Genomic DNA, 11,391 nt, shown 5'->3' with positions numbered 1-11,391 from the left:
GTACTCTCATGCCGATACCTACCCCGTTTCGGCTTTACGTTCCCATATTCTGGTACTCTCATGCCGATACCTACCCCGCTTCGGCCTTACGTTCCCATATTCTGGTCCTCTGATGCCGATACCTACCCCGTTTCGGCCTCACGTCCCCATATTCTGGTACTCCAATGCCGTTACAAACCTCCCATCCACATTACGCTAATCATATCCCCCGCCCGCACTCACTCGCTTTACTGCTGTTCGCACCAGAAGCCCGAACGCTCAACATCATTGTTGAGCGTTCGGGCAGTATCTCTCAGCTTAACGGTGCACACACATTCTGCAACCTACGCTTTTCGGTACACACGCTCCCAAAAGCGCATCGTTCCCATCGCTGAAATAAAATCATCCGCGAAGTTCGTCTCGTTTTCCTCGACCAGTACACCTGGCTTGCCGCTAATTCCCGTCGAACCGACGATTTCCGCTCCTTGACCGAGAGCCCCGATTGGCTTGAAATGATTGTACGTATCGCGAATGAATGTCCGGGCTTTGCGCTCAAAGTAGCGACTCGGCTCTTTGCCGCCAACGACGAGCAGACCGTCATATAAAAGTGGAGAGCCGGTTAAGAACGTGTCATCAATTGATACACTCACCCGTCTGTGCCTTGAACGTCTCCGAGTTCTTCACCGATAAAGACAGGAATCAGTTCAGCCTCTTCGAGCTGTGCGATGATGCCTTCAGTCAAAGAGCCGGCAAACCCTTTGTCAATGATGACTCCGACTTTGAGTGTGTTCGGATACCGCACTTGATTCATGAGGCTCAGTGCTGGCGATGATTCTGTCACATCAACCTGTTTCTCTTTCGGTCGATTCACAGCCACTTCTTTTGCAACGATTGCCGCTAACTCTGAAGAGATTCTTCCTAACATATTGACCACATGCTGCCTGACGAACGGTGTTTTCACTTTCCCGAGCTCAAAGGAAAACGCTCGATAATGTGATCCTTTTCAACAGGACTCATACTGTTCCAAAATAGGCGAGCTTGAGAATAATGGTCTTTGAAACTTGGCGCTGTTTTTCGTTCTTTGAAGCCTTTTACCGTGGAACGATATGTGCTGAACCCGCCTTCCTCTGGCGGCACTTCCGATGGCGTGTTGTCTGCCAACGAATTGTTATGGTAAGCGACTTGCCCCTGGTTAATCGTAATCCTGCCTTGCCCATCCCGTTGATTGTTATGGATCGGGCAGACCGGACGATTGATCGGCAACTCCTGATAGTTCGTCCCGACCCGGTAAAGTTGCGTGTCGGCATACGAGAAAATTCTCCCTTGTAACAACGGATCATTAGAAAAATCAATGCCCGGTACAATTTGTCCTGGGTGGAGCGCAATCTGCTCCGTCTCTGCAAACACATTATCCACATTGCGATTCAAGGTCATCTTCCCGATGATTTGCACAGGTACTTCTTCCTCTGGCCATAATTTCGTGGCATCCAAAATATCAAAATCAAACATAAACTCATCATCTTCCGCAATCACTTGAATTCCCAGTTCATACTCCGCAAAATTGCCCATCTCAATATTTTCCCATAAATCTCTACGATGGTAATCTGGGTCGGCTCCGCCAATCTTTTGCGCCTCATCCCACGTCAATGAATGCGCACCGAGAACCGGTTTCCAGTGAAACTTCACAAAATGGGACGTGCCCTCACGGTTCACTAGACGAAACGTGTGCACCCCAAACCCTTCCATCATTCGAAAACTTCGGGGAATCGTGCGATCCGACATGATCCACATCATCATGTGTGCCGACTCCGTATTGCTGCCGATGAAATCCCAAAACGTATCGTGCGCCGTCTGCCCTTGCGGAATCTCATTGTGCGGCTCCGGCTTCACCGCATGAATCAAGTCCGGAAACTTAATGCTATCTTGAATAAAGAAAACAGGAATGTTGTTTCCGACGAGGTCGAAGTTTCCTTCCTCGGTATAGAACTTTGCCGCAAATCCCCGTACATCTCGATTGGTCTCGTTGGCGCCCCTTGAACCTGCCACCTGTGAGAAGCGCACGAATACAGGTGTAACCTTGTTTGGGTCTTGCAAGAAGGAGCTTTCGTTAAATGCGCCAACGATTTGTACACACGAAATTCCCCGTGGGCACCGTATCCACGGCGTGTACGACACGTTCTGGAATGCGTTCCCGGTCAAAATGCGCAAGCTTTTCTTGAAAAAGAAAATCCTCATGAAGCGTAGGTCCGCGCTCACCCGCCTTCAATGTATTCTCATCGTTCGATATTTTCGTTCCTTCATTGGATGCCATTTCTTCGCCGTCATTATTCTGCGTAAACTTCTTCAATTGTTCGTCTTTTTTGTTCCAATTCCGTTCCATAACATACACCTCCAATAAGATGTATATTTCTGCTCATAAAAAAAAGACCCGCGCCTTTTCGCAGGTCGTCAGTAGATTTCTTCCTCTACATCCCATGCATTTTGCTGTTTTCGGATATGAACAATTTGCCCGATGTGGTAGCTCGTGTGAAGCATCATGTTCGTAAACATCATCCCCACGTTTCCGACGTGCGGTCATGAATATTTCGTTCCCAATCCCGGTCGGTTGTGCCTTGAATTCTAAGGAGCCAATCGTCCATAATCGTCGTTAACGTCGCGACCGACACGTCCCAATCTAAGTCATCCCCACTCAGAAATGTGTCATCATTACGCCCCTCAATCGGTGGCACCGGTTCGCCATTGAAACGGTCCAAACACCGCCCGTTGAACGTAATCAAGTGATTGACGATTTGATGAATACTATGGCTAGAAGTAGATTCTTTCCAATTTGCCTGCTCTTCTGTCACACCCATTAGCGATTGCTGCAGACAAGCAAACCAATGGTTCTCATCATGACATGCCGACAGTTGCCTAAGAAACACCTGTTTCGTTCCCATTGAAAAAGCACACGTCCCCTCCCATACCGCTTTAAATAGAAACAATTCAACACCGATGCGAGTTTTCCTGCAAATTCTTCACAGGCAATTGCGGTGAGAAGAGGTGCAGTTGAGCAATCGACACTTCTAGTGCCGAAGCAAAACCACTACACCCGTCGGCACCGGAGGTGCGAACCGAACCCGCTTCTTCCTCGGCATGGCTCATGCCGACAGGTCGTTAGTTCTTAAGCTAGGGGGCGGAGGGGGACGCGGCGGATGATCTAGATCACCATTCTCCTAAATTATGTAAAAAGAGCCGCGTGCCCTGCCCCGACCCTTGCCATATGGTCTAAAAATGATCTAGATCACCCTATTTTTGATCTAGATCGCCTGTTTTACCAGTTATTGGGGCCAATTTACGCGATCTAGATCGTTATAGGCGTGATCTAGATCGCGATTCTCCTAAATAATCCCAATAAATGGCGACCGTCGAAACCTCCGGTGCCGAACCAAAACCGCTTTTTCCTCGGCATGGTTCATGCCGACAGGTCATTGGGTTTTCAGGCCAGGGGCGAGGAGGAGGCGCGTGAGGCCCGGTGATCTAGATCGCCATTCTCCTAAATTATGTAAAAAGAGCCGCGTGCCCTGCCCCGACCCTTGCCATATGGTCTAAAAATGATCTAGATCACCCTATTTTTGATCTAGATCACCTGTTTTACCAGCTATTCGGAGCAATTTACGCGATCTAGATCGTTTTGGGTGCGATCTAGATCGCGGATCTCCTAAATAATCCCAATAAACGGCGACCGTCGAAACCTCCGGTGCCGAAACGAATCCGCTTTTCCCTCGGCATGGCTCATGCCGACGGGTCATTAGGTTTTCAGGCCAGGGGCGAGGAGGAGGCGCGGTAGTCTAGATCGCACAATTCCTAAATTATGACAAATAGAGCAAAGATCTTGCCCGATCCTTGCCGGTACGACCTAAAAACGATCTAGAACGCGAATCTCCTAATGTTTACCAGCCACCCCCGCCCCATGACTACGGATGACGGGCGAATGTGGACTTTGCGAGCTGGATGATGGTCATGTCGTCCATCGGCGGATTGTGCAAGCCGGCGCGCACGTCGCGGTAATAGCGGCCGAGCGGGTTGTCCGCGGCGAGGCTTTTTGCGCCGACGACGCGCATGGCGAGATCGACAATCGACAGTGCATCGTTAACGACGCTATGCTTGACTGCGCCGAGCTCACCTTGCATCTGCTCGCGCTCAGCGCTCGTGCTCTCATCCCATTTTCTAGCGACACTGTATAAAAAGTGGCGACTACGCATGCGGAGCAGTTCAGCTTCGCCGATTTTTTGTTGCACGTTCGGCAAGTCGGCAATCGTCCCGTCGATGCTATTCGGCGAGTAGTGATTGGCGGCATGGGCACTATAGGCAAGAGCGGCCGTAGCGATGCCTAAGTACGTCACGGGGATGTGCAAAAGCCAGCCTGCGGGTGGTTTCGGACCCCCACCAAGCGTCTCAACGTAGTCTTCTTCACGCAAAGCGACGTTTTCTAAGATGAGGTCGTCACTGCCTGTGGCGCGCATACCGAGTGTGTCCCATGTATTGTCCACACGCACACCGGGCAGGCCGGCGCGGACGAGGAAGTTTCCGACCTGTTCTGTGCCTTCGATCGCGGCGCTCACGACGAAGTAGTCGAGCTTGGTGCGAGTGTCGTGAACGTCTTCCTCCCGTTCAAGACGTAACCCCCGTCTACGGGCGTAGCGGTTGTTTCAGGGCGACCTCCTCGGGTCGGGCTGCCGGTCGCCGGTTCGCTGGCGGCGTTATTTAAAAGCGCCCCTCGCTCGACAACGTGAGCCGCAAGTTCACGATAAACATGATCGCGCCACGTCTCGTTTTCACCGAGGCTTTTCATAATTCCCATATGCCAGCCGATGGAGAGGGCAGTCGATCCATCCGCTTCGGCGATGATTTCTTGCAGCTCAAGCATTTCTGTGAGCGAAATCCCTTTACCGCCAAACTGTGTCGGGACGGTGAGTCCAGGGTACCGGCTATTTCGTAAGGTTTTAAAGTTTTCGTGAGGAAAGCTACCTGCCGATCATGCTGTTCCGCTCGGGCTTTGAAGTCTTCAACGATTTCTTTTAGGGCGTCTTTTCGCTCGTTTTGGGTGGTGTATGTGAATAAATCGCTCATCGGATCATCTCCTTTCACTAAATTGTACTAAATCTATCGGAATAATTCAGCTACATGGTTTTGGATTGTAGTGATAAAATATGAAACATAAGTGATCTGTGTCTCGTATAGGGATAAGCACACATTTTGGAAGGGAGATACATTTATGACAACGATCTTAGTAATTTTACTCGGTGTGATTATTGTCGGGGTTGTGGGTGTTGGAATCTTTTGGTTCAGCTCATATAACCGTCTCGTGAAATATCGCATGTGGCAGAGGAGTCTTGGGCTCAGATTGACAACATGTTAAAGCAACGGTACGACATGATCCCGAACCTCGTTGAAACGGTAAAGGGATATGCGAGCATGAACAGGAAACGTTCACTCAAGTAATTGAGGCGAGAAATAAGATGACTTCGTCAGACGCCACGCGTAATGAGCAAGTGCATGCGAACAATGAGTTGGAAGGGACATTAAACCGGTTGTTTGCGCTTCGTGAGGATTATCCTGATTTGAAGGCGAATGAGAATTTTCTTCGCTTGCAAGAGGAGTTAACGGCGATGGAAAATAAGCTAGCTATGCGCGACAATCGTACAACTCAACCGTGCGCGATTACAATATTGCCGTCCAGTCGATTCCGACGAACTTTGTTGCGGGTGTTCACAACTTTATGCAATATGAAATGCTTGAAACACCAGAGGAAGCACGTCAAAATGTCCAGGTTCAATTCTAAGAGGGCGTATGAATCGACTAAAACAGATCCGACAAAATAAAACGAAAACCGTGTTCATTGTGACTGGCTTTGTCATTTTTGTATTGCTCGTTGGCGCAGCCATTACGTACTTTACCACCGGTGAAATCTTCACAGGAATCATTATTGCCATTGTACTTGGTGGTGGGTATACGCTGATGATGATTATGTCGAGTACGAACGTTGTCATGAGAATGAATCATGCCCATGAAGTGAAAGACCGAAGTGAAAATATCCCCTTGTGGGAAGCGGTCGACAACATGGCGATGGTTGCTCGCATACCGCGGCCACGGCTATTCATTATAAAAGACCCGAGCCCGAACGCATTTGCAACCGGCACGTCTCCGAAAAACGGGGCGGTTGCGGTTACGACGGGCCTACTTGATACACTCAATAACGAAGAGGTGGAAGGCGTTATTGCCCACGAAGTGGCGCACATTCAAAATTACGACATTCGTTTATCAACAATTGCCGTGGCGCTTGTGAGTGCTGTCGCCATTCTTACCGACATCGGTATGAGGATGATGATCTTTAACCGCGGTGGTGGCAATAACAAACAACACCCGCTCATGCTTATCGTTGCCCTCGTGCTCATTATTCTCGCACCGGTTATTGCAACGATGATTCAACTTGCGATCTCGAGAAATCGTGAGTACTTGGCGGATGCATCAGCGGCAGAGCTAACGCGCAATCCACATGCGCTCGCCTCCGCACTCCGAAAGATTACCGGCGTTGAACGCCCCGTCCAAGAAGCATCAGGCACTTCTGCTTCTCTGTACTTCGCGGACCCTTTAAAGAAAAAAAGTGGCAGGATTATTCTCCTCCCATCCACCTCCCAAAAACCGCATTGAACGATTGCAAAACATGTAGCATCGGTGGGGGAAAATCGTTAGGTTAAATGAATCCTAAGAGCCTACGACCTGTCGGCATGAGCCATGCCGATGAAAGTGTGGTTTTGTTTCGGCACCAAAGGTGCCGATTGTCGTTAGGCCTTGGGATTATTTAGGAGATTCACGATCTAGATCACTCCCCCTTCCCCTGCCTACCCTAAAATCCAGCAATCCCAACAGTCTGCTTGTCTATTTTTTGCCACACAATGGTTAGCATTCATGATATAGTGATTGAAAAAGAATGTTCTGACAAGGAGAGGCTCTTGCATGACACAACAAACTTTAGAAGTGATTCCTACAACGACCAAAAAAGCAAAGCCCGACCCACACGCACTTGGCTTTGGTAAATACTTTACTGACCATATGCTCATGATTGATTATCACACGGATAAAGGGTGGTTTCGCCCACGGATTGTCCCATATGAGCCGTTAACGCTAGACCCGGCGGCGATGGTTTTTCATTATGGGCAAACGGTATTTGAAGGGTTGAAAGCCTATGTTGGTGACGACGGAACGGTGCGTTTATTCAGGCCCGAGGAGAACATGCAACGACTCAACCGATCAAATGACCGCCTAAGTATTCCTCCCCTCGATGAAGAGGCGGTACTCAGCTATTTAAAAGAGCTCGTAACAATTGAGAAAGACTGGATTCCGACTGCAGACGGCACTTCTTTGTATATCCGTCCGTTCGTGATTTCAACAGAAGCGAATTTAAGCGTTGCGCCTTCACAAACGTATACGTTTATGGTGATTTTGTCTCCGGTTGGCTCGTACTATCCTGAAGGGATGAACCCGGTCAGTATTTTCGTGGAAGACCATTACACACGTGCTGCACCTGGTGGGACGGGCTCAGCAAAAACCGCCGGCAATTACAGTGCGGCGTACAAGGCACAAGACCGTGCGACGGCACATAAGCGGTCCCAAGTGCTTTGGTTGGATGGCCTCGAAAAAAAATACATTGAAGAGGTTGGCAGTATGAATGTGTTCTTCAAAATCGATGGTGAGATTCATACACCTGCGATTAACGGAACGATTTTGGAAGGGGTCACGAGAAAAAGTGTCATCCAGCTGCTCGAGAGCTGGGACATGCCGGTGCACGAGCGGAGAATCTCTTTAGAAGAAATTCGTGCCGCTCATCAGATTGGGACGCTCGAGGAAGTGTTTGGTACAGGTACGGCTGCTGTCATCTCACCGGTCGGTCTACTTCAATACATGGACGAAGAGCTAACGATTAACAACTACGAAACCGGTGAGACTGCCCAAAAGTTGTATGATACGATTACCGGTATTCAAACGGGCCGTATCGAAGACCCGTTCGGTTGGACGGTACAATTATAACGCTTGATCGATGATGTAGAGCATGCACCGATGTGCATGCTCTTTGTCTTTGATCGGCTTCGAGGTCGGCTCTATACCGAGTAAATCGTGCCACTCGGTGGGCAGTTTTTCGTGTCCAAAAACGAGCGCCGCTCGTTTTGAAATGATGTCTCGGTGTTCGAGCGTATACCATTGCCTGAGCACCCCACTCAAACACCAGTACACATCTTCTTCTGTTACAGGTGCTGGATGATGACGCCAGTATGTATTCATATTCTCTTTCACATAGTGAACGAGTTGTTCGTCGGTCGTTCTGCTTTGGAACACGTCATATGGTGGACCGTACAATCGGATGCCTTTCTTTTCTAACAGCCACCACGTAACGGGTGGCACACCCTTAATCATTGCTGGCTGCTTCCCATTAACATAAACCACAGAACTCCTCGTTTTACCGACATCGTCAGCCCTCACATATATCCCTTCCATTTCCGGGTGATGCAAAGGGCCTAACTGATCGATTTGCTCACGTGTGAACGGCTCACGAATAACCGTCACAAAGTCGATGTCACTCACGTCTGGCCGATACTCATCGAGCGCCAATGACCCGTGAACGTATACGCCGATTAACTCGTTCGGAAATTTATGTTTCAATTTTCCGATATATTTTTGCATAATATGGGTTGAGTGCGGATGCAAACGATCACCTCCTCGCCCCATTGTACCACCTTCTTCGTTGCAGGTACCCCGCTTTTTTGCTACGATGAAGAAACGACAATGGAAAAAAGGATGCACCTCTATGGCCAAAAATGATAGCCGAGTTCTCGCTCAAAACCGCAAAGCCAATCATGAATTTTTTATTGAAGAAACAATTGAAGCTGGCATTGTTCTGAAAGGAACGGAGATTAAGTCCATTCGCGCTGGACAAATGAACATTAAAGAAAGTTTCGCACGCATTGAAGACGGCGAAGTGCTTCTTTATCAAGCGCACATTAATCCTTATGAACAAGGGAATCGTCATAATCACGACCCTGTGCGCACGCGAAAGCTTCTCATGCATAAACAACAAATTAAGAAACTTACAGGTAAAGCAGGGCAACAAGGGTATGCGCTTGTCCCGCTGAAAGTTTACATTAAAAACGGATTCGCAAAAATTCTTATCGGATTAGGAAAAGGGAAGAAGAACTACGACAAACGGGAATCGTTGAAGAAAAAAGATGCAAAACGACAGATGGAAAAAGTAATGGGTCAACGGATGAAAGGCATGGAATAAGGAGCTTCGTTGCCTCTTTTATTTTTTACTGTCTAAAAATTACGCGTATTCAAGGAGAGTTCAACATGTATGTCACGCAACTCATTCTCTCAGTGCTTAGCCTCGTTCAGATCGTCACGTATGTGTTTAGTGTGCTTTTTGTATCTGGGTTGGTTGCCTTTATCGCTCCAGAAGGTGGGTGGATAGTTATTCTGGTGATGGGGGGAATCATTTTAATCCCTATCGCTTTAGTGACGATCGGTACGTTAGGTACATTCAACATTCATAAAAAGAAAGGACGCGCGGCTAAACAGCTCCTCATTACCGGTTTGGTTGCACTTACCCTCTCTTTAGGAATCAGCATTTTCCCTGAAGTGGATATACAACTATTGATTAGCTCCTTAATGATGAGTGTTCCGATTACCATTGCCGGGCTACTCGTCCTCGGTGATCACCGGGAAATGAAAGCTCGCACCACAGAGCATACGGCTTAAAGCGTCATCTCCTTGTTTGCACGAGCATGGCGAGTGATACAATGATGACGATGACAGGCAATAAATAATAGCCCGCAATTGAGAACCCGTGCGTCGCGGCATCGCTTACCATCACAGCAACCATAGCTACAATGACGGTAATGAACAGGCCCGACGGATATTCACGGGGGAGTTCTGACTAATGCGAAGTCCGATCCAAAGAAGCGCCCCAAGCAAAGCAAGAAAGATTACGAATTGAAACACGAGAATAAATGTTAATGTCGCCATAAAAAGCCCCCTTGTCTTCATAAGTATGAGGACAAGGGGGTTTTCATACGGAATTACGTTGATTTTTTCGTTGCTCGTTCTAATGCACGATCGAGCATCAGAAGGCCGTCGTCTACTTGTTCTTTCGTTACCGTAAGAGGTGGGATCATACGGATGACTTCTCCTTTGTTGCCACAAAAATAAAAGAGAACGCCTTCTTCAAGTGCACGATCAAGAATATTCATCGCTAGCTCTCCGTCCGGCTCACCGGACTCCGGATGAACAATCTCAATGCCAATCATCAACCCAACCGCTCGGATACTTCCGATTACTGGATATTTGGCTTTAAGTTCGTCTAACTGTGCAGCTGCATATGCACCGACTTCTTTTGCGTTTTGCAACAAGTTCTCTTCTTTTAGAATTTCGAGAGTAGCAAGCCCGGCGCGACACGCAATTGGATTACCTCCGTATGTGGTCGCATGGCTTCCGAGTGGCCACTGTTGCATCAACTTGTGCGGGGCGACGGTCGCACTAATCGGTTGACCAGACGCCATTGCCTTCGCAATCGCCATAATGTCAGGCACAACATCAAACAGTTCGGCTGCAAACCATTCTCCCGTTCGTCCAAACCCTGTTTGCACTTCATCAAAGATGAGTAACAGATCATTTTCGTTACAAATCTCACGAATGCGTTGCACCCAGCTCTTTGGCGGGATCACGTATCCGCCCTCACCAAGCACCGGCTCCATAATGACACAAGCCACTTCCTCAACATCAACCGCATGAGCAAACAGCTTATTGAATTGGGCATCCAACTTCTTGATGGCCGTCTGTTCATCGTCTGACGGATCATAGTAAGGAATCTGGTACGAACCCCCTACCGGCTGGTGCTTCCGATACTTCGCTTTTGACGTACTGACCGATAATGAACCGAGCGTACGTCCGTGGAAACCACCCGTAAACGAGATGGCATACGGTTTATTCTTCACGTGACGTGCAAGCTTTAACGCCCCTTCAACTGCCTCTGTACCACTATTTCCAAAGAAAAAACAGTCAAGATCACCAGGCATGACATTCGCCAGCTCATCGGCGTACTTCAAAATCGATTCGTACTGAATAACCCCGATCGGACCGTGGGTCAGTTCATCGGCTGCATCTTTGATCGCTTGAACAATCTTCGGATGACGATGACCGACGTTCGTCACGGCAATACCCGACGTGAAATCAAGATATTTCTTTTTGTCCACACCGTAGTAGTAGACTCCTTCTTCTTTAACAACAGGCAAATTCGGATGGTCCTTTGCCATACTCGGCGCGAGACGCTCCGGTAACTTCTCTACTAGATTGTTCCAGTTCGTTGACAACGTAAACAGACTC

At 48.5% G+C, this 11,391-nt stretch carries 7 protein-coding genes and 4 pseudogenes; 5 read left to right on the top strand and 6 right to left on the bottom strand.

What is annotated here, in order from left to right:
- Positions 1 to 323: 323 nt before the first annotated feature.
- From JCM19037_RS28875 to JCM19037_RS19890, 3 genes and pseudogenes are all read right to left on the bottom strand, one after another.
- Positions 324 to 2,359: pseudogene (locus JCM19037_RS28875) on the bottom strand (catalase).
- Between the two features lie 169 nt (positions 2,360 to 2,528).
- A complete protein-coding gene (locus JCM19037_RS19895; RefSeq protein ID WP_042404054.1) occupies positions 2,529 to 2,915 on the bottom strand; it encodes a DinB family protein in 387 nt (128 codons plus the stop codon).
- A gap of 1,017 nt (positions 2,916 to 3,932) precedes the next feature.
- Positions 3,933 to 5,088 (bottom strand): annotated as a pseudogene (locus JCM19037_RS19890) (acyl-CoA dehydrogenase family protein).
- Positions 5,089 to 5,233: 145 nt separating this feature from the next.
- Between JCM19037_RS19890 and JCM19037_RS19885 the strand changes: the two are divergent.
- The 3 genes and pseudogenes from JCM19037_RS19885 (at position 5,234) to JCM19037_RS19875 (ending at position 8,046) form a co-directional block, all read left to right on the top strand.
- Positions 5,234 to 5,800 (top strand): annotated as a pseudogene (locus tag JCM19037_RS19885) (LemA family protein).
- Positions 5,801 to 5,808: 8 nt separating this feature from the next.
- Positions 5,809 to 6,688 (top strand): annotated as a pseudogene (gene htpX / locus JCM19037_RS19880) (zinc metalloprotease HtpX).
- Between the two features lie 287 nt (positions 6,689 to 6,975).
- Entirely contained in the window at positions 6,976 to 8,046 is a 1,071-nt protein-coding gene (locus JCM19037_RS19875; protein ID WP_042404049.1) for a branched-chain amino acid aminotransferase, read from the top strand.
- Here the strand turns inward: JCM19037_RS19875 and JCM19037_RS19870 are convergent.
- Entirely contained in the window at positions 8,041 to 8,742 is a 702-nt protein-coding gene (locus JCM19037_RS19870) for a nucleotidyltransferase domain-containing protein (RefSeq protein WP_042404046.1), read from the bottom strand. The two genes, JCM19037_RS19875 and JCM19037_RS19870, sit on opposite strands and share 6 nt — an antisense overlap.
- A 79-nt stretch (positions 8,743 to 8,821) precedes the next feature.
- Here JCM19037_RS19870 and smpB point away from each other — a divergent pair, with 79 nt between their 5' ends.
- Both smpB and JCM19037_RS19860 read left to right on the top strand, forming a co-directional pair.
- Complete coding sequence (gene smpB / locus JCM19037_RS19865; protein ID WP_042404043.1) at positions 8,822 to 9,295, top strand: SsrA-binding protein SmpB; 474 nt, start codon at positions 8,822 to 8,824, stop codon at positions 9,293 to 9,295.
- A gap of 65 nt (positions 9,296 to 9,360) precedes the next feature.
- Entirely contained in the window at positions 9,361 to 9,768 is a 408-nt protein-coding gene (locus tag JCM19037_RS19860; RefSeq protein ID WP_042404040.1) for a hypothetical protein, read from the top strand.
- Positions 9,769 to 9,894: 126 nt separating this feature from the next.
- On the opposite strand, the gene JCM19037_RS26085 is transcribed toward JCM19037_RS19860, so the two are convergent.
- Together JCM19037_RS26085 and JCM19037_RS19855 are read right to left on the bottom strand one after the other, a co-directional pair.
- On the bottom strand, positions 9,895 to 10,035 hold the full coding sequence (locus tag JCM19037_RS26085) for a hypothetical protein (protein WP_193744823.1): 141 nt from the start codon (positions 10,033 to 10,035) through the stop codon (positions 9,895 to 9,897).
- A 53-nt stretch (positions 10,036 to 10,088) separates the two neighbouring features.
- Entirely contained in the window at positions 10,089 to 11,378 is a 1,290-nt protein-coding gene (locus JCM19037_RS19855) for an aspartate aminotransferase family protein (protein WP_042404037.1), read from the bottom strand.
- Positions 11,379 to 11,391: the final 13 nt, after the last annotated feature.

The sequence above is a fragment of the Geomicrobium sp. JCM 19037 genome, assembly GCF_000698105.1.
Lineage (GTDB): Bacteria > Bacillota > Bacilli > Bacillales > Marinococcaceae > Geomicrobium_A.
This window is presented reverse-complemented; position numbering and strand designations above follow the sequence as displayed.